The organism is Stenotrophomonas sp. OVS01A, assembly GCF_019969775.1.
GTDB lineage: Bacteria > Pseudomonadota > Gammaproteobacteria > Xanthomonadales > Xanthomonadaceae > Stenotrophomonas > Stenotrophomonas indicatrix.
This window is the reverse complement of the sequence record NZ_JAHXYV010000001.1, coordinates 1,880,006-1,901,953: the sequence shown is the minus strand read 5'-3', so window position 1 is coordinate 1,901,953 and position 21,948 is coordinate 1,880,006. Positions and strand designations below refer to the sequence as shown.

22 protein-coding genes and 7 tRNA genes are annotated in these 21,948 nt (G+C 65.5%); 12 read left to right on the top strand and 17 right to left on the bottom strand.

Features of this window, described 5'->3' with window-relative positions:
- Positions 1–29 precede the first annotated feature (29 nt).
- Complete coding sequence (locus LC407_RS08910) at positions 30–1,118, bottom strand: DUF5694 domain-containing protein (protein WP_223482659.1); 1,089 nt, start codon at positions 1,116–1,118, stop codon at positions 30–32.
- 160 nt (positions 1,119–1,278) lie between these two features.
- On the opposite strand from LC407_RS08910, the gene LC407_RS08905 reads away from it, so the two are divergent.
- The gene (locus tag LC407_RS08905; protein WP_223482658.1) at positions 1,279–1,572 is read left to right on the top strand and encodes a hypothetical protein; all 294 of its coding nucleotides are present in this window, start codon (positions 1,279–1,281) and stop codon (positions 1,570–1,572) included.
- A 256-nt stretch (positions 1,573–1,828) separates the two neighbouring features.
- Positions 1,829–3,664 (top strand): methyl-accepting chemotaxis protein, encoded by a 1,836-nt coding sequence (locus tag LC407_RS08900; protein ID WP_223482657.1) that lies wholly within the window; start codon positions 1,829–1,831, stop codon positions 3,662–3,664.
- Between the two features lie 19 nt (positions 3,665–3,683).
- Here LC407_RS08900 and LC407_RS08895 read toward each other — a convergent pair whose 3' ends face one another.
- Together LC407_RS08895 and LC407_RS08890 are read right to left on the bottom strand one after the other, a co-directional pair.
- On the bottom strand, positions 3,684–4,250 hold the full coding sequence (locus tag LC407_RS08895; protein ID WP_223482656.1) for a GNAT family protein: 567 nt from the start codon (positions 4,248–4,250) through the stop codon (positions 3,684–3,686).
- A gap of 81 nt (positions 4,251–4,331) precedes the next feature.
- A tRNA-Leu gene (locus LC407_RS08890) sits at positions 4,332–4,417 on the bottom strand.
- 138 nt (positions 4,418–4,555) lie between these two features.
- Here LC407_RS08890 and LC407_RS08885 point away from each other — a divergent pair.
- Positions 4,556–4,936 (top strand): response regulator, encoded by a 381-nt coding sequence (locus LC407_RS08885; protein ID WP_093819161.1) that lies wholly within the window; start codon positions 4,556–4,558, stop codon positions 4,934–4,936.
- Positions 4,937–4,945: 9 nt separating this feature from the next.
- Here the strand turns inward: LC407_RS08885 and LC407_RS08880 are convergent, their stop codons facing one another.
- On the bottom strand, positions 4,946–5,902 hold the full coding sequence (locus tag LC407_RS08880; RefSeq protein ID WP_223482655.1) for an SOS response-associated peptidase family protein: 957 nt from the start codon (positions 5,900–5,902) through the stop codon (positions 4,946–4,948).
- A 78-nt stretch (positions 5,903–5,980) separates the two neighbouring features.
- On the opposite strand from LC407_RS08880, the gene LC407_RS08875 reads away from it, so the two are divergent.
- Positions 5,981–6,397, top strand: coding sequence for a GNAT family N-acetyltransferase (locus LC407_RS08875; RefSeq protein ID WP_025879241.1), 417 nt, complete (start codon positions 5,981–5,983; stop codon positions 6,395–6,397).
- Between the two features lie 63 nt (positions 6,398–6,460).
- Here the strand turns inward: LC407_RS08875 and LC407_RS08870 are convergent.
- The 7 genes from LC407_RS08870 to LC407_RS08840 all read right to left on the bottom strand — a co-directional run bounded on the left by LC407_RS08870 (position 6,461) and on the right by LC407_RS08840 (position 7,833).
- Positions 6,461–6,536 (bottom strand) — tRNA-Glu (locus tag LC407_RS08870).
- A 49-nt stretch (positions 6,537–6,585) separates the two neighbouring features.
- Positions 6,586–6,661, bottom strand: a tRNA-Ala gene (locus LC407_RS08865).
- Between the two features lie 43 nt (positions 6,662–6,704).
- A tRNA-Glu gene (locus tag LC407_RS08860) sits at positions 6,705–6,780 on the bottom strand.
- A 49-nt stretch (positions 6,781–6,829) separates the two neighbouring features.
- Positions 6,830–6,905: transfer RNA gene (locus tag LC407_RS08855), tRNA-Ala, on the bottom strand.
- A 182-nt stretch (positions 6,906–7,087) separates the two neighbouring features.
- Positions 7,088–7,163, bottom strand: a tRNA-Glu gene (locus LC407_RS08850).
- Positions 7,164–7,216: 53 nt separating this feature from the next.
- A tRNA-Ala gene (locus LC407_RS08845) sits at positions 7,217–7,292 on the bottom strand.
- Positions 7,293–7,434: 142 nt separating this feature from the next.
- A complete protein-coding gene (locus LC407_RS08840; protein WP_099842834.1) occupies positions 7,435–7,833 on the bottom strand; it encodes a MerR family transcriptional regulator in 399 nt (132 codons plus the stop codon).
- A gap of 183 nt (positions 7,834–8,016) precedes the next feature.
- On the opposite strand from LC407_RS08840, the gene LC407_RS08835 reads away from it, so the two are divergent.
- The 8 genes from LC407_RS08835 to LC407_RS08800 all read left to right on the top strand — a co-directional run bounded on the left by LC407_RS08835 (position 8,017) and on the right by LC407_RS08800 (position 18,031).
- Positions 8,017–9,090, top strand: a complete 1,074-nt coding sequence (locus LC407_RS08835) for a helix-turn-helix domain-containing protein (protein WP_223482654.1) — start codon at positions 8,017–8,019, stop codon at positions 9,088–9,090.
- Between the two features lie 87 nt (positions 9,091–9,177).
- Positions 9,178–9,981, top strand: a complete 804-nt coding sequence (locus LC407_RS08830; RefSeq protein WP_223482696.1) for a TlpA disulfide reductase family protein — start codon at positions 9,178–9,180, stop codon at positions 9,979–9,981.
- Between the two features lie 30 nt (positions 9,982–10,011).
- A complete protein-coding gene (gene dsbG, locus LC407_RS08825) occupies positions 10,012–10,854 on the top strand; it encodes a thiol:disulfide interchange protein DsbG (protein WP_025879237.1) in 843 nt (280 codons plus the stop codon).
- Positions 10,855–11,374: 520 nt separating this feature from the next.
- On the top strand, positions 11,375–12,817 hold the full coding sequence (locus LC407_RS08820; RefSeq protein WP_080148540.1) for a DcaP family trimeric outer membrane transporter: 1,443 nt from the start codon (positions 11,375–11,377) through the stop codon (positions 12,815–12,817).
- 78 nt (positions 12,818–12,895) lie between these two features.
- Entirely contained in the window at positions 12,896–14,248 is a 1,353-nt protein-coding gene (gene adiC / locus LC407_RS08815) for an arginine/agmatine antiporter (RefSeq protein ID WP_025879235.1), read from the top strand.
- 20 nt (positions 14,249–14,268) lie between these two features.
- Positions 14,269–16,557, top strand: a complete 2,289-nt coding sequence (locus tag LC407_RS08810; protein WP_025879234.1) for an Orn/Lys/Arg decarboxylase N-terminal domain-containing protein — start codon at positions 14,269–14,271, stop codon at positions 16,555–16,557.
- Between the two features lie 28 nt (positions 16,558–16,585).
- Positions 16,586–17,488 carry a cation diffusion facilitator family transporter gene (locus tag LC407_RS08805; protein ID WP_032975242.1) on the top strand — a complete coding sequence of 301 codons (903 nt, stop codon included), beginning with the start codon at positions 16,586–16,588 and terminating at the stop codon, positions 17,486–17,488.
- Positions 17,489–17,596: 108 nt separating this feature from the next.
- Positions 17,597–18,031, top strand: a complete 435-nt coding sequence (locus tag LC407_RS08800; protein ID WP_025879232.1) for a RidA family protein — start codon at positions 17,597–17,599, stop codon at positions 18,029–18,031.
- On the opposite strand, the gene LC407_RS08795 is transcribed toward LC407_RS08800, so the two are convergent.
- The 6 genes from LC407_RS08795 to LC407_RS08770 form a co-directional block, all read right to left on the bottom strand.
- Positions 18,028–18,741 carry an energy transducer TonB gene (locus LC407_RS08795; RefSeq protein ID WP_223482653.1) on the bottom strand — a complete coding sequence of 238 codons (714 nt, stop codon included), beginning with the start codon at positions 18,739–18,741 and terminating at the stop codon, positions 18,028–18,030. The two genes, LC407_RS08800 and LC407_RS08795, sit on opposite strands and share 4 nt — an antisense overlap.
- Before the next feature lie 326 nt (positions 18,742–19,067).
- Positions 19,068–19,607, bottom strand: coding sequence for a hypothetical protein (locus LC407_RS08790; protein ID WP_223482652.1), 540 nt, complete (start codon positions 19,605–19,607; stop codon positions 19,068–19,070).
- The gene (locus LC407_RS08785) at positions 19,604–20,158 is read right to left on the bottom strand and encodes a hypothetical protein (protein WP_088100191.1); all 555 of its coding nucleotides are present in this window, start codon (positions 20,156–20,158) and stop codon (positions 19,604–19,606) included. Before LC407_RS08785 ends, LC407_RS08790 begins: the two co-directional genes overlap by 4 nt.
- Positions 20,159–20,243: 85 nt before the next feature.
- Positions 20,244–20,468 (bottom strand): hypothetical protein, encoded by a 225-nt coding sequence (locus LC407_RS08780; RefSeq protein WP_025879228.1) that lies wholly within the window; start codon positions 20,466–20,468, stop codon positions 20,244–20,246.
- Positions 20,453–21,166: a glutamine amidotransferase gene (locus LC407_RS08775; RefSeq protein ID WP_223482651.1), complete on the bottom strand. Its 714-nt coding sequence runs from the start codon at positions 21,164–21,166 to the stop codon at positions 20,453–20,455. Before LC407_RS08775 ends, LC407_RS08780 begins: the two co-directional genes overlap by 16 nt.
- A complete protein-coding gene (locus LC407_RS08770; protein ID WP_033831385.1) occupies positions 21,163–21,936 on the bottom strand; it encodes a YggS family pyridoxal phosphate-dependent enzyme in 774 nt (257 codons plus the stop codon). The genes LC407_RS08775 and LC407_RS08770 overlap by 4 nt, the downstream gene beginning before the upstream one ends.
- Between the last annotated feature and the right edge of the window lie 12 nt (positions 21,937–21,948).

The following is a 21,948-nucleotide window of genomic DNA, read 5'->3' as shown; positions in this document are numbered from 1 at the left end:
GGATCTGCTGCGTTGATCAGGTGCGGGCCTCAGCGCAGCACCTCTTCGGCATCCACCAGCTGCACGTCGTGCATCATGTTGAGGTAGGCCTCGTAGTAGCCTTTGTGCGAAGCGCCAACGATGGCCAGCAGGCGCGTTCCCGGGCGCTGGCCCAGCACTTCGCGGATGTTGGCGACCATGCGCAGGTTGCGGGTTTCCCAGTAGCCCACATAGTTGCGGCCAAAGCCCTGGGGTGAGGGTTCGACCAGCGCAGCACCGAAATCGGCCTGGTAGGCCTGCAGGCCGACGCCGGGGCGGTTGTAGGCGCGATACAGGTCCAGCACGCCACCGACCTTGCCGACGTTGGCATACAGCGGCTCGTCGGCGTCCAGCCGTGCGTTTGCGTGCGGGTTGTCCCAGGCCTTCATCATCGCTTCGCGTGCCGCCTTCTTGTCCTCGGGCGGGGTGGGCGAATCGGCGGTGTGGTCGTCCACTGCCCACAGGCGTTCCAGGCCCAGGCGGGCAGCGAGGACTGCCGCCACCAGGTTGGTTTCATTGCGGCGGGTCAGGCTCTTGTCGAGAATCCCGACCAGCGCAGCATCCAGGCCGTCGCCGGCGATCCGGTCCTGCACAGGCAGACGCAGCCATTGCACCTGCGCCGATCCGCGCTCGCCAGCGGCCAGGAATACCGCGGCCAAGTGCCGACGCTGCGCGGCTGTCGGGCTTGCCGGCCATGCCGACAGCAGGCGTCCCATTTCGGCGTTCGCGCTGGGCACGTCGAAGCCGGTGGCGACGCGGGCCGCGTCGGTGTCGAAGCAGTAGGTTTCGACGCTTTCGGCATAGCGGCTGGGATTGCGACGCATGAAGTCGCACTGCAGGCCGGACAGGTTTTCGGTGGCAATCGCCTCCGGGCGCCAACGTGCCAAGCGCTGCAACAACGGCTCCAGCATGGCCGGCTCGAAGGTCTTTGGCAGTTCCGACAGATGTGCTGTCCCAAGCACCAGTACTTCGTTGTGGCGACCGGCGGGTGGCCCCTTCAGCTGGTCGGGATGGAAGCTGGGGCGGAAGCCCGCGTCGCTGGCCAATGCGCCGGCACTGCACAGGCTGAGGAAGATGATGGCGTTCAAGCGTCGAAGCATGCTGCCTCCCAGGAAAAATCCATTCAGTGGGCGCATGCTGCCGGCAGCGCGCAGGCAAGGGATGTCCCGATGGTCATTGCAACCTTCTGCGTGCCTGCCGCATCCCCTTTCCGTCGGCGCTGGTCCAGAATGGTGGCTGGAAGACTTCCGGAAGCGCGTCATGGATGAAATCGCCACCATCTCAGCTGCAGGTGCCGTGCTGGGTGCACTGGCCGGCTGGATCGGGCCGGGTAGGTGGCGGTGGCAGCTGTTGCGGCTGGCACCGTTGCTGCTGGTGCCGTTCGCGCTGTACATCCTCGCCACCCGCAGCTGGATCCTGGGCGGAGGCGGGCCGCTGGCGGGGCCGTCCCTGCTGGTCGTCTGCGGCAGTCTGGGCTACCTGCCGGCGGTGCTGGCAACGATGCTGCTGCGCTGGGTTCTGCGGCGCGCTGCCGACCAGGGGCTGGCCCCCTAAAGTTGCTGGCCGTCGCGCCGTTACCTTCTCTGGAGCCCGCTGCAGGCTCCCGCCGCCGGACCCGAGGCTGCCTCCGATGGGCGGCCCGTGCCGTGTGCTCCGCCGCTGTTTGATGACGATCGCAGCTGCCGTACTGTTTTCTGCCAGTCGCTCGAGTGACGCCGGTCGGCGTCTGCACGTCCCAGGCAATCGAAGTTGCCGCCGGGCATCCCGCCCGGCGGGTCGCAACCGCTACCCGGACACCGAGGATCAGACGATGCTTATTTCAGGCTCCATGGAAGGTGCTCAGGCGCCGGCCGAAGTGCTCACCCGTTGGTCTCCCCTGCGCGCGCTGCAGGGGGTGTTGGGCATGCAGCGCCGCGCCACGGAGGTGGCCGAGCAGCATCGGCGGCACGTCGAGCTTGAGGCCCAGGTGGCCGCATTGCACCGGGTGCAGGCGGTCATCGAGTTCGCCCTCGACGGCACCATCCTGCAGGCCAATGACAACTTCCTGCAGGCAGTGGGATATCGCCTGGATGAGATCCAGGGCAGGCATCATTCCCTGTTCGTCGATCCCGAGGACGCGCGCAGCACCGGATACCGCGACTTCTGGGCGCGGCTGGGCCGCGGTGAGTTCGATGCAGGTCAGTACCGGCGCTTCGGCAAGGGCGGGCGCGAAATCTGGATCCAGGCCTCCTACAACCCAGTGCTTGACCAGCACGGTCGGCCGTACAAGGTGGTCAAGTTCGCCACCGACATCACCGCGCAGAAGCAGCAGGCAGCCGAATCGGCGGGGCAGCTGGCCGCCATCGACAAATCGCAGGCGGTGATCGAGTTCAGCATGGATGGCCGCATCCTGGCGGCCAATGCGAACTTCCTGGCCGCCACCGGCTATACGCTGGAAGAGGTGCGTGGCCAGCATCATTCGTTGTTCGTCGAGCCCGACTACCGGGCCAGTGTCGAGTATCGGCGGTTCTGGGAAAAACTCGGCTCCGGCGAGTACGACGCAGGCCAGTACCGGCGGCTGGGCAAAGGTGGTCGTGAAGTGTGGATCCAGGCGTCGTACAACCCGATCCTTGATGCCGGTGGCCGGCCGTTCAAGGTCGTCAAGTACGCCACCGACATCACCGCACAGGTGCATGAGAGCCAGGCCATGCAGCGCGCCGTCGCGCAGACGCGCGAAGTGGTGGCGTCGGCAAAGGAGGGCGACCTGACCCGGAGCATCGGCATGGCCGACAAGACGGGCCCGATCGCCGAGCTATGCGGTGGCGTCAACGCGCTGGTCGAGGCGATGGCGGCCATCATCGGTCAGATCAAGTTCGCCGCAGACACCATTGCGGTCGGTGCGAGCGAGATCGCCGAAGGCAACAACGACCTTTCCCAGCGTACCGAACAGCAGGCTGCCTCTCTGGAAGAAACCGCCGTGTCGATGAAGGGGCTGGCCGAGACCGTGCAGCGCACCGCGACCAACGCGCGCCAGGCCAGCCAACTGGCCGGCGGCGCCGCCGATGTGGCCGCACGGGGTGGCCAGGTGGTGCATGACGTGGTCTCGACGATGGAGGTGATCAATGCTTCCTCGCGTCGCATCGTCGACATCATTGGTGTGATCGATGGCATTGCCTTCCAGACCAACATCCTGGCATTGAACGCGGCGGTGGAAGCGGCGCGTGCCGGTGAGCATGGTCGTGGTTTCGCCGTGGTTGCCACCGAGATCCGCGAGCTCTCGCATCGCTCGGCGGGTGCGGCAAAGGAAATCAAGCAGCTGATCGATGCGTCTGTTGCCAACGTCGGTGCCGGAACGGCGCAGGTCGAGAGCGCCGGCCGGACCATGGACGAGATCGTGGTCGACGTGCGGCGTGTCAGCGACCTGATGACCGAGATCAGTGCGGCTGCGCAACAGCAGAGCGATGACATCCAGCAGATGAACCACGCGGTGGATCTGATCGATCAGGGCACGCAGCAGAATGCAGCGCTGGTGGAAGAGGCCTCAGCGGCCGCGCGCAGCATGGAAGAGCAGTCTTCGCAGCTGCTGCAGACGGTGGCAGGGTTCCGTGTGCACGCGGGGGCAGGGCATGGCCATGGCGTGCATTCCCCGGCGCTGCGGGTGGTGTAGGGCGCCGGCGCGCGCTGGCTTATGGGTGGGCGCGGTCTTCGCCCTGGCCGCAGTGCAGCCGCGGGTGAGTGTGCGCATACATCCAGAAATCGCGCGGCCGTCCACGGACATGGCGATAGGACTGCAGCAATCCCTCGCGTTGCATGCCTGCCCGTTCCAGTACGGCAATGGATCGCAGATTGCTGTCGAGCACGGTGGCCTGGATGCGCACGCAACCTAGTGCGGCCTGCGCCCAGGCGATGACCGCGTGCGCCGCCCCGGTCGCCAGCCCGCGTCCCTGGTGGGCTGGGGACAGGTCGTAGGCCAGTTCCGCGCGGTGGTGCTCGATGTCGATGTCGTTGAGGCCGACGGTGCCCAGCAACTGATCGTGACTGTCGAGGATCGCCCAGCGGCGGCATCGTGTGTTGCGCGCATGGTCGACGATCTGCCGCTGCAGAGCCTCTACAGAGACATCGCCCCAGCTGGTGTGCTCGATCACGCCCGGCAGCGACAAGTAGTTCGACCAGGCGACCGCGTCTGGAAGGACCAGTTCGCGCAGGTGAGCCTGGAACGCTGGGGGAAGGGAGGGAGCGGAGCGCGATGCCATCGCTCCAGTGTCGACGGCGTTGGTCGGGCAGGGCAAGACCGGAAACGACAAAGGCCAGGTCGTAGACCTGGCCTTTTATCGTGGTGCCGGTGAAAGGACTCGAACCTTCATGGGGTCACCCCCGGCTGATTTTGAGTCAGCTGCGTATACCATTCCGCCACACCGGCAGCAGCGGGCTAGTGTACCCGAGCCGGGCGGGCGTTCATAGAGGTGCGGGCGAACGGGGCCGAAATGGCTTCAAATTGTCGGTATCGGCCGACTGCTGGCTATACTGGCAACGCTTAACAGGCACGGAGCGATAGCCTATGTCAGCGTTGCAGGACCTGCGGGTGCTGGTAGTGGAGAACGACGAGATGAGTGCGGCGCTGCTGCAGATGCAGCTGGTGCATTCCGGTGCTCTGGTCGTTGGTCTTGCCGCGTCCGTTGCCGAGGCACTGCGCCTGCTGGAAGAGGCCAACCCTGACGTGGCCCTGCTGGATTACCGGTTGGCCCACAACGAGACCAGTGAACCGGTCGCTGCGGCGCTGGCCGCGCGCGGGGTGCCGTTCGTGCTCGCCACCGGCATGACCGCCGAACAACTGCCGGTCGCGATGCGATCGGGGGTGCTGTTGATCAAGCCCTATCTGTCGGCGGAGCTGTCCAAGGCATTGGTCCGCGCAGTGGGGCGCTCCAGCGCAAACGCCTGATCCGACCGCTCAGGCGGCTTCTTCGTAGACATAACGGATCTCCTCGCGGTCGTCGAGGATGGCGTACTGCGCCGCCAGGTTGTCCGGGTCCGGGTTGAGCCAGGCGTCCAGATGCTCGGCGCGGATCGGGAGTACACCCCGGTCATGGCCGGCAGCGGCAACATCGATTGACGGTCCATCGGTGATGGTGGCGAACGACAGCAGGCGTCCGTCCGGGCCCTCCCATTCCGCCCACAGGCAGGCCAGCAACAAGTCGCGCGGCGGATCAGGGCGGAACTCCAGCACCACGTCCTGTTCCTTCTCGTCGTTGTGCAGGGTGCGGCCGGCAATGGCGTGGCGAGGAACGTGCTCGTAGAAGGCCTGTACCACCACCACGCCGTGGCGCAGTCCGAAGGCTCCGCGCCAATAGCCTTCCAGGCTGTCCCGCCGCGCATTGTAGGTGCCGGGATAGAGGACATCGTTGCGCGCGGGCTTGTCCGGAAGCCGGCATTGATAGCGCATCGGCTTGATCACGCGCCGGCCATTCTCGCTGACCATCACCGGCGCGTAGGTGCCAGGAAAAATACGGTTGTCGCGTGGCAGCAGCTGTTCCCGATGCAGGTCGTCCAGACGTGCCTGCGCGCGGTCGATGCGGTTGCCGGCAACGCGCAGGTCATTGCGTGCTTTCTGCGTGGGACGGGTGGCCAGGGTTGCATTGGCGATGTCGCGACGCTCAAGCTGCCGCTCCAGCTCAGCCTGCAGCTGCTGCCGCTCCTGTGCATGCCATTGCTGGATCTTCGCCACGATGTCGCGGCCCAGTTCGGTGCGCGCACCGGCAAATCCGTCGTCCATCGCTTTCGGCGTTTTCGGTCGTTTCTTGCCGGGATCATGCGCATAGAGTTCGGCGAACTCCTCCAGGGAGAGGACGGCGCCGAACTCGCGCACCAGCTTGGCGTAGTCGGCGCGGATCAGGGCGGAATAGCACATTGGACTCTGCCGGAAGATGGGTCGCAGCGGCTGCGACGTGGATGCGGCAGGATAGCTCGACCTTCCAGGAGACGTTGCATGAATGATCCAGAGACGATCCAGTTCCGTCAGGCGGTGCCTACGGTTGAGGACTACTGCCAGCTGCGTGCGCTGGCCGGGCTCAGTGCAAAGACCCATGAGGCGGCGACGCGGGCATTGCCCAATACCGTTTTCGGTGTCTGTGCCTACCAGGGCAGCGAGCTGGTAGCGATGGGCCGGATCATCGGCGATGGTGGTTGCCACCTGCAGGTCTGCGATATCGCCGTGCTGCCGCGCCTGCAGGGGCAGGGTCTGGGCAAGGCGGTGATGCAGCGTCTGAGCGACTGGATGCAGGGCAACCTGCCGCCGTCGGCGTATGTGAGTCTGTTGGCCGATGGCGAGGCACATCGGCTGTATGCGCAGTTTGGCTTTGCGGCGACCGCGCCAGCCTCGATCGGCATGTATCGCCGGTTCTGAAACGCGGTCACCAGGGAATCGCAGGCAAAGAAAAACCCCGGCCGAAGCCGGGGTTTCAAAGATTGGCGTCCCCACGGGGATTCGAACCCCGGTCGCCACCGTGAAAGGGTGATGTCCTAGGCCTCTAGACGATGGGGACGCACGAAAAACTTCAAGTTGTAGAACTCTCGACGGCCTAATGCCGAAAGTGGTGGAGCCAAGCGGGATCGAACCGCTGACCTCCTGCATGCCATGCAGGCGCTCTCCCAGCTGAGCTATGGCCCCATGAAACCAGGATTCCTGCTGGGAGCAGGGTCCTCTTTGAAACTGGCGTCCCCACGGGGATTCGAACCCCGGTCGCCACCGTGAAAGGGTGATGTCCTAGGCCTCTAGACGATGGGGACGCACGAAAAACTTCAAGTTGTAGAACTCTCGACGGCCTAATGTCGAAAGTGGTGGAGCCAAGCGGGATCGAACCGCTGACCTCCTGCATGCCATGCAGGCGCTCTCCCAGCTGAGCTATGGCCCCGTGTTACCGAGCCGCCTATCATACCTGCCTGTTCACATTTGTGGAAGCTTTTTTTGAAGCTTTTTCATCGAATCGTTCATTGCCACAAGGGCAGGAGCGTTCCGACGCCACAACCTGAATGCCGGTGGGCGGTGAACAAAAAAGACCCGGTTATCGGCCGGGTCCTCGTTGTTCATGATGAGTGGCGTCCCCACGGGGATTCGAACCCCGGTCGCCACCGTGAAAGGGTGATGTCCTAGGCCTCTAGACGATGGGGACGCAGATCTCATCAATGTTCTTTGCGACCTTTCGACGGCCTAATGCCGAAAGTATGGTGGAGCCAAGCGGGATCGAACCGCTGACCTCCTGCATGCCATGCAGGCGCTCTCCCAGCTGAGCTATGGCCCCACGTCGCTGAGGAGCGAAATAATAGCTGTGCCCCCGGGGGTTGGCAAGCGCTTTGTTGCACTTTTCTACACATGGCGCGCGATGGCGCGGAGGCGATTTCCGCCTGCCAGGCAGCACATGTGTCGACGCAGACGCCAGGCGCTCAGCGGTCTTCCCCGGTCAGCGCGGCCAGGATCGGGCACTGGTCGAGCGCGCCATGTCCGGGGCAGGCTTCGACCAGTTGCGAGAGGGCGCCATGCATGCGCTGCAGTTCGGCCATCCGCAGTTCGATGTCCTGCAGTCGAATCCGCGCGGTGTCACGCACGCTGCCCATGTCCTGCGGAGGATGATCGCTGAGGGAAAGCAGTTCACCGATCTCGTCGAGGCTGAAGCCCAGAGTCTTTGCCCGGCGGATGAAGCGCAGGCGTCGCAGATCCTGCTCGCCGAAGATGCGATAGCCACCTGCCGTACGTGCCGCGGTGGGCAGAAGCTGCTGACGTTCGTAGTAGCGGACGGTGTCGATGGGGACGCCGGCCTGGCGTGCCAACTGACCAATGTTCACGGCGGACTCCTCTGGACCTGCCGCGCATAGTCATCCCTGGACTCTGGTCAAGAGTCAAGGCTTTGCCTGCGTCGCCCATTCAGCACACTTTGCAACTTTCTTCATAGCCCCCGGGGCAAAGCAGTTCCTACCCTCAACCTGAACCGGCCGCTCGACGGCCTGAACCGGAAGAGGAGGTGGGGAGTGGAGGGAATCAGCAACGAAGGATTCGTCGAGGTTGCGGTGGTTGAATACCCCGGAGGCGACCCGTCGGCTGCATCGGTGCTTGCCGAAATGGCGCACGTCGCCAATCGTCTGGCGCAGCAGCAACGACGGCCCTGCAAGCGGGTGCTGGTCACCCGCTGGATTGTGCCTGCCAGCAATACCGGCGTGCATCGCATTGCCGGTGCCGAAATGCTGGACGCGGCAATTCCCGCAGTGATCGCCTTGCCGGGCCAGGTCAGTTCCGGTGCGTCGCTGCGCGCCGAGGATGTCCTGCTGGACTGGTTGCGGGCCCACTACGACGGCGGCAGCCTGCTGGCCGCCGCAGGTGACGGGGTCAGTGTGCTGGCACGGGCGGGTCTGTTGACGGGGCGCACGGTGTCAGGCCCTGACCTCAACCACCATCCGGCGCTGCAGGTGCAGGTGCAGGTCGGCAGCTGGGCACCCAGTGAGCGTGCACTCGTCGATGATGGCGATCTGCTCACCGTGGGCGGGGCCCAGGCCTGGCGCTTCCTCGGTCTGCGCCTGCTGTACCGGTTGCACGGCCAGGGCGTGGCCAGCGCGGTGGCACAGCAGTTGGGGATAGTGGTGCCAGTGGGGATCCAGCAGGATCTCGAGCGATTCAGTGCCAACTTCGCCCATGGTGACCGTGACGTGCTGAAGGCGCAGCGCTGGCTGCATACCACGGCTGCACGTGGGGCGACGCTGGGGGCAATCTGTGAGATCTCCGGCCTGGAACCGCGGACCCTGCAACGCCGTTTCCTGAAGGCGACCGGGCTGCGGCCCATCGAGTACTGCCAGCGACTGCGCGTGGCCAAGGCGCAGACGTTGCTGCAGCAGGGCGCCAGCATCGACGAAGTTGCCTGGGGGGTGGGCTACGCTGATCAGAGCGCATTCCGCCGGCTGTTCCTGCGCATCGTCGGCATGACGCCCGCCAACTATCGTCGCCACGTCAGCAATAAACGCCGCGACCGTCCGCTGACGCCTGCCGTGGCCGGCAGTCTGCGGGGGCTGCGCGCCTCGCCGGGCACGCAGCTGGGGCGCAACGCCGCTTGATGAACGCTGTTGGATGCGTCGTGCTTGCATCGCAGGCACGACGCTTTGACCATGCGGGTCTGTGCAGGCGAGAGCGGGGGTGAGCTGATGTCGAGTGTTGGGCCGGTGCCGATGCCGGTGGTGTTGATCCTGATCTTCCTGTTGCTGGCGATGGCCATTGCGCGGTTCTGGTCGCGTGCCGAGCCTGGCCAGGCTCGGCCACCTGCAGCCGGGATGGTGCTGGACATGCTGCTGGTTGGCCTGCTGTGTGGCCGGCTGTCCTTTGTTGCCGCGCATTTCAGCCTTTATCGTGAAGCTCCCTGGAGCGTGCTGCAGATTGCCGATGGTGGGTATCACCTGCCCGTTGTGATTGGCGCTGGATTTGCCTGGGCGCTGTGGCGACTGCGCAGGCATCGCGCGTTGAGGGCGCCGGTGCTGGCAGGTGCGCTGGCCGGACTGCTGCTGTGGGGCGGTGCAAGCCAGGGGCTCGCGTACTGGCAGGCAAAGCAGATGCCGCTGCCGACACTGCAGGTGGTCGACCTGCAGGGCAGGGCGATCGACCTGCAGCAGTTTCACGGCAGGCCGCTCGTGCTGAATCTGTGGGCCACCTGGTGCGGCCCGTGTCGCCGGGAGATGCCGGTACTGGCGACGGCCCAGCAGGAGCATGCCGATATCCAGTTCGTCTTCCTCAACCAGGGCGAGACCCTTGCCGAGGTCCAGACCTTTCTAGCCGCTGAACACATCTCGCTGGGCAACGTCCTGCTGGATGAGTCATCGGCTGCCTCTACCTCGCTGGACGTCCGGGCTTTCCCCTCCACGCTCTTCTTCGACGCGCAGGGGCGGTTGCAGGAACTGCATCTCGGCGAACTGACCCAGGCCGGTCTTGAACACAAACTGCGCCGGCTGCGGTAGCCTGCGCTGGCATCCCACTACGGAGTTTCCATGTTGTCGATTTCCCCGCGCATCGCGCATACGCTGATGCTGCCGGCCATGCTGGCGCTGGCTGCCTGCAGCCAGGCACAGACCCCACCGGGCAAGGGTACCGCTGCACCGGCAACGGCTTCGGCAACGGCAGCCGCCAGGAAGGGTGAGTTGCCAGCTGTCCTGAAGGGCATCGAGAAGCATGGCTTCGAGGTGGTCTCCGAATTCGACGCGCCGGGCGGCCTGCGCGGCTTTGCCGGCATGGTTGGTGGCCAGCAGCCGGCGGCGGCTTACGTGACCGCCGATGGCAAGCATGTGCTGGTGGGTAGCCTGTTCGACGCCGAGGGCAACGAAGTTGCAGCCGAGACGCTGGAGAAGCTGGTTGCCGCGCCGATGTCGGCCAAGATGTGGAGCAAGCTGGAGGCCAGTGCCTGGGTACGCGATGGCAAGGCCGATGCGCCGCGCGTGGTGTACACCTTCAGTGATGCCAACTGTCCTTACTGCCACAAGTTCTGGGAGGCGGCACGGCCCTGGGTGGACGCAGGAAAGGTGCAGTTGCGCCACATCATGGTCGGCGTGATCCGCGAAGACAGTCCGGCCAAGGCGGCGGCGATCATGGCCGCGCGCGATCCCAGTGCGGCACTGCTGGAGAACGAGCATCAGTTCGATCGCGGTGGCATCAAGCCGCTGCCCAGCATCAGCCGGGACATCGCAGCCAAACTGGATGCCAACCAGGTGCTGATGGTGGAGATGGGCTTCCAGGGTACGCCCGGCATCCTGTTCCAGGATGCGCAGGGCCAGGTGCAGCGACGTGCCGGCCTTCCGCAGGGCAACGATCTGCAGGCGGTACTCGGCCCACGCTGAGGCGCCCGGCTGCTGAACCGAGTGACAGGCCCACATGGCGACATGTGGGCCTGTTGCTTTCTGCGACAGTCCCGGCGAAGAGGGCTGCGCACGTCACGAACAGATGTCACGTCTGAATCGTGACTGACATCAAGCATTTCGCTTTGATCCCAATCAAGGCCAAAAACGACAGTCGAACTAGCCTTGGCGCATGGAATACAGCGTCACTGCGCTATGGATGCCGCACACGTCATGCCCTCGAGAGGGCGTGCGCGCAATGCCATTCACGACACTCTCACCCAGCGCTTGTTACCCAGACCCCTGCGGTCGCCACCCCCTTAGGCAGCGCTGCCGCAGTGGAAGCGACTCCGGCGCTGTCCGGGCAGGTGGGGCAATGTCATCGCCCTGTTGCCTGCATCGCGCAGGCTGGCGACGGTCGTCGACGCTGTACCCGCATTTCCAGCAACAGCTCGTTGAGGTCGGGGCGGCGCTCGCGCGCTGCTCGGCCGCGCGGCGGAAGTTCCAGTCCGGGGAGGATGCAATGCGCTTGGCGGTACTGAGTATGGGGTGCCTGACGGCGATGGCAGCGATGCCGTTGCACGCACAGGATGATGCGCAGGCATTGCGTCGGGAGATCGACGCGATGCGGCAGACGCTGCAGGGCATGCAGCAGCGTCTGGACCAGCTTGAACGACGCGAAGAGCGTGCGGCTGCGGCTCCCGTTGTACTGCCGTCGCCGACGCCCACTGCATCGCAGGCGACCACGACGGTGTCAACCGCCAGCGGGATCCTGCACCCGACCCAGGTTCCCGGCGTGTCGCCGACCGTGCTGCCCCAGCGTGAGTCGGTGGCCGATCCGTCAACGGCGGCCTCGCGCCCGGACAGCGCCGCCGGCCCGACCGATCCGGACCTGAAAGGCTTCTTCGCCATTCCCGGCACCGACACCGTGATCCGCATCGGTGGCTATGCCAAGCTCGATGCGATTGCGGATTCGCGCGGCGCCGGGGACGAGGATCAGTTCATTCCCTCGTCGATGCCGGTGGGCGGCAACCATCGCGACGTCTCGAACTTCAACATCCACGCCAAGCAGACGCGTTTCAGTTTCGAGGCGCGGCGGCCGACCACTCATGGCAACCTGCGCTTCTATCTGGAGAATGACTTCTTCGGCAGCAGCGATGGCTATCAGTTCCGCCTGCGCCATGCCTATGGCCAGCTTGGCAACACGTATGCGGGTTACGGGTATTCCAGCTTCATGGACCCGGACAGCCTGCCTGACACGCTGGATTTTGCCGGACCCGGCGGCGCCGGTTACCTGCTGGTGGCCGGCATCCATCACAGCTTTGCACTGGGCAAGGGCAACACCCTGACCCTGGCCGCCGAAGACCCGGACACCGAGCTGGCCGGCGCCAGCGATGCGATGGCGGCAGTCAATCGACTGCCGGATGTGAGTGCCATCGCGCGCATGGAGCGTGACTGGGGGCACCTGCAACTGGGCGTCGTGGCGCGCAATCTGGCCTACGACGGCGATGCCCGCCGTGACCGCGTCTTTGCCGGTGGCGCGCAGCTCAGTGGCTCGGCCTCGGTGGGGGAACGCGATCTGTTGCTGTTCGGCGCGCTGGGCGGCCGCGGCCTGAGCCGCTATACCGCCGATCTCACCGGTTCCGGTCTTGACGCCGTGGTAGGTGCCGATGGACGCATCGATGCGCTGGACCTGCACGGTGGCTTCGTCGGCTATACCCACTACTGGTCTGATCTGTGGCGCTCGAACCTGATCTACGGTCAGCTGACCCTGGAGCGCAATGCGGCGCTGCCGAGTGATGCATTCCGGCAAAGCCGCTATGGCGTGTTCAACCTGATCTGGAGCCCGGCACCGTCGTGGACGATGGGCATGGAACTGCTGTACGGCCGCCTGCAGCAGCAGAGCGGAGCACGCGGCGACACGGTCCGGGTGCAGGGCAGCCTGCAATACAACTTCATCAAGTAAGCGCCAGCGGCAGCACGCCAGCGTAGCCATTCCCCACGCCCGGGTTCACCGGGCCCATGCCAGGTACAGGAGATTGTCATGGCAGAAGCAAAGAAAATCGGGGTGGTCGGAGCCACCTTCCTCGTCGCCGGCAACATGATGGGCTCAGGGGTGTTCCTGCTGCCCTCCAGCCTGGCCAAGATCGGTACCGCCTCGATATGGGGGTGGCTGATCACCACGGCCGGTGCGCTGCTGCTGGCCTTCGTGTTCGCCAAGCTCGGCAAGCTGGCGCCCAAAGCGGGTGGCCCGTATGCGTATGCACGCGATTGGTTCGGTCCCTACATGGGCTTCCAGACCAACACCATCTACTGGTTCGCCAACTGGATTGGCAACGTTGCCATTCCCATCGCGGCGGTGGGCTACTTCAGCTACTTCTTCCCGATCCTGTCCGAGCCGCTGGTGCGCTGCATCGCGGTGCTGATCCTGGTGTGGGCGCTGAGCTTTGCCAACATGATCGGACCGGCGTTCGTCAGCCGCGTGCAGACGGTCACCACCAGCTTCGCGCTGGTGCCGATCCTGGGTATCGCCATCTTCGGCTGGTTCTTCTTCGATGCCGACATCTTCAAGGGGGCCTACAACGTCTCCGGCGAGTCGAACTTCGGTGCGATCTCCAGTGCTGCGGCACTGACCCTGTGGGCCTTCATCGGCGTCGAGTCGGCCTCGGTCACGGCCGGCGTGGTTGAAAACCCGGAGAAGAACGTGGCCCGCGCCACCCTGGCCGGTGTGTTCCTGGCCGCCATCGCCTACATCGCCAGCTCGTCGGTGATCATGGGCATGGTGCCCAACGGCGAGCTGCAGGTGTCTGACGCGCCGTTCGCACTGGCGGCGGCCAAGGCCGTCGGGGGCTGGGGTGGTGCGCTGGTCAGCCTGTGTGCCTTCATCGGCGCCGCAGGTTCGCTGGGCGGCTGGATCCTGCTGACCGCGCAGAGCGCCAAGGCGGCCTCCGATGATGGCCTGTTCCCGAGCATCTTCAGCAAGACCAACAAGGACGACGTGCCGGTCAAGGGCGTGCTGATCGTGGCCGTGCTGATGACCCTGGCGGTGCTGGTGACCTCCACCTCGAAGACCGCCTCGGCCCAGTTCGACGTGATCACTTCGGCGGCGGTCGTGCTGACGCTGCTGCCTTACATCTATTCATGCGTGGCCTGTTACTTCGTGGTGGAGCGGTCGCACACGCTGGTGCACACCGGTGCGTTCTGGACCCTGACCAGCCTGACGGTCGTGTACTGCCTGTGGGCGATCTACGGCTCGTCGGGAACGATCGTGCAGTACGCCTTCCTGTTCGTGCTGTTCATCACCGTGTTCTATCCCTTCTTCAGCGAGGAGCGTCGCCAGCAGCGGCAGCGTTCCCGCGAGGCGGCGGCAATCTCGTCCGGCGCCCAGCGTTCCTGAGTTAGACAAGGAGAATCAACGTGTATTTCAAGTCCCTGGATTATCCGGTCATCGTCATTGACGGTGACTACGACTCGCCGCGCATCGGCGGCATCCTCATCCGTGCGCTGGTGGAAGAGCTGCGCAGCAATGACCAGCGCGTGCTGTGCGGCCTGAACCTGGACGATGCCCGTGCCGGCGCCCGTACCTATGTGGCCGCTTCGGCGGTGCTGATCTCGATCGACGGCAGCGAGGAGGTCGATGGCGAGTTCCAGCGCCTGACCGCCTTCCTGCGCGAGCAGAGTGCGCGCCGGGCCAACCTGCCGGTGTTCCTGTATGGCGAGCGCCGTACCATCGAGAAGGTGCCGAGCAAGCTGCTCAAGTACATCCACGGCTTCATCTTCCTGTTCGAAGACACCAAGAGCTTCATCTCGCGTCAGGTGATGCGTGCGGCCGAAGACTACATGCAGAACCTGCTGCCGCCGTTCTTCAAGGCGCTGATCCACCACGCGGCCGAGTCGAACTATTCCTGGCATACGCCGGGCCATGCCGGCGGCGTGGCGTTCACCAAGTCACCGGTCGGGCGCGCCTTCCACCAGTTCTATGGTGAGAACACGCTGCGCAGCGATCTGTCGATTTCGGTGCCGGAGCTGGGCTCGCTGCTGGACCACACCGGCCCGATCAAGGAGGCCGAGGACGAGGCCGCGCGCAACTTCGGCGCCGACCACACCTTCTTCGTCACCAACGGTACGTCAACGGCCAACAAGATCGTGTGGCATGGCACCGTGGCCCGTGGCGACGTGGTGTTCGTCGACCGCAACTGCCACAAGTCGCTGCTGCATTCGCTGATCATGACCGGCGCGGTGCCGGTGTATTTCACGCCCAGCCGCAATGCGCACGGCATCATCGGCCCGATCAGCCTGGATCAGTTCACCCCGGAAGCCCTGCAGCAGAGCATCGCGGCCAATCCGCTGGCCAGCCAGGCCTACCAGGCCGGTTCCAAGCCGCGTATCGCGGTGGTGACCAACTCGACCTACGACGGCCTGTGCTACAACGCCGAGAAAATCGCCGAGGAGATCGGCAGCGCGGTCGATTTCCTGCATTTCGATGAGGCCTGGTACGCCTATGCCGCGTTCCATCCGTTCTACGAGAACCACTATGGCATGGCCAAGGGCAAGCCGCGCGAGCAGGACGCGATCATCTTCACCACTCATTCCACGCACAAGCTGTTGGCCGCGTTCTCGCAGGCCTCGATGATCCACGTGCGCAATTCGGCCAGCCGCGACCTGGACGCCGAACGCTTCAACGAATCGTTCATGATGCACACCTCGACCAGCCCGCATTACGGCGTGATCGCGGCGTGTGATGTTGCCTCGAAGATGATGGAAGGTGATGCGGGGCGTTCGCTGGTGCAGGAAATGCATGACGAGGCGATCGCCTTCCGCCGGGCGATGCTGCACGTACGCGACGATCTGGGCCGCGACGACTGGTGGTTCAGCGTGTGGCAACCGACAAAGGTCGAGCGCAGCCTGGACAAGGGCGATACACCGGCGCCGCTGGTCGCCAAGCGCGAGGAGTGGTACCTGCAGCCCGATGCGCATTGGCACGGGTTCGAGAACCTGGTCGATGACTATGTGCTGATCGATCCGATCAAGGTGACCCTGTTGACACCGGGCCTGTCGATGGACGGCAGCATGGGCAAGCTGGGCATCCCGGCTGCGGTGCTGAGCAAGTTCCTGTGGGGCCGCGGCATCACCGTGGAGAAGACCAACCTGTATTCGGTGCTGTTCCTGTTCTCGATGGGCATCACCAAGGGCAAGTGGAGCACGCTGGTTACCGAGCTGATGGCGTTCAAGGAGCTGTACGACCGCAACGCGCCGCTGACCCAGGCGCTGCCGTCGCTGGCCGCCGATTATCCCCATGCCTATGCCGGCTGGGGCCTGCGTGACCTGTGCGACGCATTGCATGCGTTCAACCAGGAGTTCGCGGTGGCCAAGGTGATGCGTGAGATGTACGTGGACCTGCCGACGCCGGTGATGACTCCGGCCGATGCCTACAACCACCTGGTGAAGGGCGAGATCGAGCGGGTTGACATCGAGCAGATCAGCGGCCGCATCGCTGCGACGATGCTGGTGCCGTATCCGCCGGGCATCCCGACGATCATGCCGGGCGAGCGCTTCGGCGACCGCGACGAACCGATCATCCAGTCGCTGCGCATCGCCCGCGAGCAGAACGCGCGCTTCCCGGGCTTCGAGTCGGATGTGCATGGCCTTATCATCGAGCGCGATGGCGACGTGCCGTCCTACAAGGTGGAGGTGCTGAAGGCCTGAGCCGGTACGGTCGGCCCTTCGGCGGACGATGGATACCGCGCGCGAGCAACGCATCCTGAAGTTCTCGATCGGGGTCACCGTGGCGGTCAGCGCGGTCGGCTTCATCGGTGGCCTGCTGGTGGGATCGCAGGCCATCCTGTTCGACGGCATCTACAGCCTGGTCGACGTAGCCCTGACCCTGGTGTCGTTGTCGGTGTTGCGGCTGGTGGCGCGGGAGCACAGCCCGCGCTTCCAGTACGGCTATTGGCACCTGGAGCCGATGGTCGAGGCGCTGGGCGGGGTGATCCTGTCGCTGGCCTGCGTGTATGCGCTGGCCAACGCCGTGATCGGCTTGACCACCGGCGGGCACGAAGTGAAGTTCGGACCGGCGCTGTGGTGGGCGGCGCTGCTGAGTGCCAGCAACCTGGGCATGGCCGCGTTCGTGGCCCAGCGTGCCCGCAGGCTGCAGTCGGCATTGCTGTGGCTGGATGTGCGCGGCTGGTTGCTGGGGGGCTTGATGAGCCTGGCGGTGGTGCTGGCCTTCGTATTGGCGCTGGTGCTGCATGGTGGCCAGTGGCACTACTGGGTGCCCTATCTGGATTCGATCGTACTGGCGTTGATCAGCCTGGCGGTGTTGCCGGTGCCGGCGCGCAGTGCGTGGAAAGCCATGCGTGAAGTGTTGCAGGTGGCGCCCGATGACCTGGACGAGCGCGTGCAGCAGGTGATGCAGGCATTCGTGGCCGAGCATGGCTATGCGGGCTTCACCAGCCATGTAGCGAAGATGGGGCGGATGCGCTTCATCGAGATCCACATCCTGACGTCGCCGTCTACGCCGCTGGGCACGGTGGGTGAGGTGGATGCGATGCGCGATGAGATTGCAGTGCGGTTGGACGCGCGAAGCAGCACGTTCTGGCTGACGATCGATTTCACCGCGGATCCGGCGTGGACCTGATCCTTCCGATCGTTGCGTGCGTTGGACCGCTCTGTTGCATGCAATTGGTTTGACCTCAACAGCAGTTGAGGTCGCAGACTGCATCGCATTCCCCACAAGGCATGCGGTATGAACCTGCTGACCACCCCGGACTTCAGCCATGGCCTGCTGGATCTGTTCGATCCACCCGGCCTGCACGATCCCAGTGCCAACGGATATTCGCATGTGGCGGTGGTGCGACTGCCAGCGCGTGTGATCCATATCGCCGGACAGGGAGGCGAGGACGACCAGGGAAGCCTGTCGCCGAGCTTCGAGGAGCAGGTGTCGCAGGCACTGGACAATCTGCAGACCGCGCTGCGGTCGGCGCATGCGGATCTGGCCGATGTTGCACGACTGCGGATCCTGGTGGTCGACCACGACGAGGATCGCCTGGGCATCATCGCCCGCCAGGTGCGGCGACGTTGGGCCAATCGCGCAGCGCCGACCTGCACGTTGATTCCGGTGCCGCGGCTGGCGTTGGACGGAATGCTGTTCGAGATCGAGGCAGAGGCCTACAGCGCTTAGCGCAGGTAGTACTCCACCGGCACCACCAGTTCCTGCGGAGCTGGCAGTTCTTCTGGAATCCGGGGCAGAGGCTGCGCGCGGCGGAATGTCTGCAGCGCGCTTTCATCCAGCATCGGCTGTCCACTGGACTGTTCCAGGCGCAATGCCTGCAGGTGGCCGTCGCGGTCGATGCTGGCCCTGACCCATGCGGTGCCCTGCTGGCGCCGCGACCTCGCTGCGGCGGGGTAATAGCGGTAACGCTCCAGCCGCGCCATCAGGCGGGCTTCCCACTGGTCGCTGGCGGCGCCGGCCTGGAAGTCCGCCGGTGGTGCGTCCGGAGCGGGCGGTGCGGCCGTGATCGATGCCGGTGCGGAACGGGCATCGGTCGCGGCCGCAGGTGGGGCCACCGGCAAGGGCTGGTGGCCGTCGCCATTCTTCTCGCTGGCGGCGAGGTTGCCCTCGGGTGCCGCCGTGGCCCGCGGTGGTGGGGGTGTTTTCCGCGCTTCGGCTGCCCGCGATTGCTGTGCCTGGCTGGGGCGTTCGGACTGCAGTTCTTCCACCGGCTGCGGCGGCGTGGCTGGCGCCAGCAGGCGCAGGCTGATGCGCACGTCCTGTTCCGGCGGCGGCTGCAGCGGCGGGGTGGACACCCAGTGGACGAACAGCAGCAACGGCAGCAGGTGCAGCCCGATGCTGATCGTCACCGCTTGCCAGTGCTGCCGACGCTCACTCATCGCTGACTACCCCGGACGGGTCGGCGACGTCGGCAGCGAGCAGAGGGCCAGTGACCGCATCAGCACCTGAGGCAAAGCTGTGTTGGATGAGTTTGCGACGGACGTGGGCGTGCAGCGGCCGGTAGCGGGCTGCGCACAGCTGCGCGACATCCGTCGATTCGACAGGCATGGGCACGGGGCGGGCGAGGGCTGGGGAAGGGAACAGCCCGCGGCGGCAAGGGCAGCGGCGTCACGTTACAGTAAAGAAGAATCATTTGCATCTATGTTTGTGTGCGCCCGTCCTGCGGTAGTGCCGCGCGGGCGTGCGCTGGCACGCGTAGAGCGGGCTATGGCGAGCGCGCGGCGCGTTCCATCTGCAGCAGCAGGCGGTGCGCGGGGAACATACGCAGGCTGGGGTAGCGGGCGCGGTAGTAGGCATCCCAGTAGCTGGCAGCGCGCTGTCGGCAGAGGTCGAAGAATGCGCGGTTCTCGCCAATAAGCGCGGCATAGCGCTGCAGGCCGGTCTGTCGCGCCGGGATCGCCACGGCCGACGCGACCTCGTCCACGTACTCCCCCAGCAAGGCCAGCTGGAAGGCATGCACCCAGGGCATCGGCGAGGGACCCAGCGTCTCGATCGCACGTTGCCGTACATGTCCGTCACAATGGCGCGAGAGCAGGCAGAGGCAGAGGGCGCGCGCATCGCCCTGCAGATGGGATGCGAGCCGGAACAGGTCCGCGGCGTCGGCGTAAATACGATAGGGGAACCGCAGCAGCTCTCCCTCGAGGACGAGGCTGCGTTCACCATTGCCCGACAGGTTGTCGATCCGGCCCAGCCGTTGCTGGAGCTCGGTGCAGGTTGCCTGCAACGCGCGTGGAACGTCGATCAACGCGACGGTTCCGCCAGTGTCGTGCCGCGATGGTCGCAGTGGATCTGCAGGCTCTCCGTGGCGTTGGGGTGCAGATCGAAGCCGCACCGCTGCAGTGCATGCTTGGCCGCTGCAACGGCGTCTGCATGACGGCTGACGCGGTGCTGCTGCCAGCGCAGCGGAGTGAACACGCCCAGCGGAAGCAGGCGTACGCGCCGGCCGTGCAGGACCAGCGAGACATCCACATGGCGACCGTCCAGATCATGGCCGTTGGCGCCGAAAATGGCGTCGATCTCATCGTGGCGATGCCGATAGCAGCAGCGGAACACGGCGATGCCGAGCCGCCGTACCAGACGCCGGAAGCCTCCCAGCTTTCCCTGGCTGCATTCGAAGCCGCGGGTGACCAGCAGGCGCAGCGTGGATGGCAGCAGTGCCTGCGCATCAAGCAGGCACTGCAGGACCTCGGCCTCGAGGATGACCTGTGACGCGGGCCAGCGCGGGGCAATGCGCAGGCCGTCGATGGTGCCTCGTGACAGGGACAGTCTGGAGGTTGGCGGGAGGTGGTCTGGCATGGGCGCGTTCCTGCGGCATCGAGCGGGAACGACTCTACAGGACGTTGCGCAGCATGCGTTGAGTCAATGCCGCATCACCTGAGGATCAGAGATCGCGGTATTGGATCTGTGCGGCCAGCACGCGCAGGCCATCGGCAGTGCTGGAGAGGATGCGCTCCTCACCGATGCCCTTCTGCCGTTGCAGGCTGAAGCCTTCGGCGGCGGGCAGGCGTGCGGCAATGGCATCGATGCGTTGCAGCGCGTTGGGACCGTCACAGTCGAAATGGCCCCAGTGGATGCCGTTGTGCTGGATGGTCAGGCGGTAGTGCATGGGCGGGTCTCCGGCAGGTCGTGCAGCCACTGTTGGAACATCGCGGTCGCCGCGGCGGCGAGAGGCCCGCCGTAGCGGCGGGCCTGCGCGCGCAGGTCGATGGGATCGATGCCGGCTGCGGCCAGTTCCAGCGCGTGGCCGATCAGCCAGCGCTCGAACTGGCGCGCATCCAGTTCGGGATGGCATTGCAGGGCGAGTGCATGGTGGCCGATGGCGAAGGCCTGGTGGCGACAGGCGGGCGTACTGGCGAGGCGGCGTGCGCCCTCCGGCAGTTCGAAGGCTTCACCATGCCAGTGCAGCACCGGGATGCCCTGTAATGCCTGCAAAGGCGAGCGCTGGCCCTCATCGGTGAGCAGCAGCGGTGCGAAACCAATTTCCTTGCCGCCGGTGGGGGCAACGACCGCATGCAGTGCGCGCGCCATCAACTGGGCGCCCAGGCAGATGCCCAGCGTCGGCCGCTGTTGCTGCAGGCGACGCTGCAGCAACGCGATGCTGTCGGCGAGGAACGGGTAGGCCGATCCATCGTTGACGCTGATCGGGCCACCCAGCACCACCAGCAGATCGGCATCTTCGGCAGCATCGAGTGCATCCACGCCTGCCTGCACGACCTTGACCTGCCATCCTTGCGCGAGCAGCAGCGGCTGCAGGGTGCCAAGATCTTCAAAGGCCACGTGCTGCAGGGCAACGGCGCGCTTCATGCCGGTGCTCCCGGGGTGGGCCAGTAGAAGCTGTCGGGCGTGGAGCGTGCACCGAAGATCGCCTGGCCAACGCGGACGACGGTGGCACCTTCCTCGATGGCGACTTCAAAATCACCGGACATGCCCATCGACAGCTGCGACAGGTCCAGGCCTGCCGGCGCCGTCTGCTGAAGCTGGTCGCGCAGCTCGCGCAGGCGCACGAAGCAGGCGCGTACGCGTTCCACCTCGGGGGTGAAGATGGCGAGGGTCATCAGGCCACGCACGCGCAGGCGGTCGAAGGCGGGCAGCTGCTGCACGAAGTCGGCCACCGCCGCCGGCTCCAGGCCGTATTTGCTGGGCTCGGCCGAGGTGTTGACCTGTACGAACACATCCAGCGTACGGTCCTCCAGCAGCAGCCGCTGCTGCAGCGCCTCGGCCACGCGCAGGCTGTCCAGCGCCTGGAACTCGCTGGCGAAGCGTGCGACGTACCGGGCCTTGTTGGTCTGCAGGTGGCCAATGACCGACCAGTGCACGCCAAGGTCAGCCATGGCCTCGGCCTTGCGCTGCGCCTCCTGCACCTTGTTTTCGCCCAGCTGGTGGCAACCGGCGGCTACGGCCATGCGGATGCGTGCTTCATCGACGGTCTTGCTGACCGGTAGCAGGCGCACGCTGGCCGGATCACGACCGGCGCGGGCACAGGCGCTGGCGATGCGCTGGTGCACGGTGGCGAGATTGGCGGCGATCTGTTCGACGGACTGGGCGACGGGCCAGTCGGCGGCGGCGAGGGACATGGGGCACCTCCG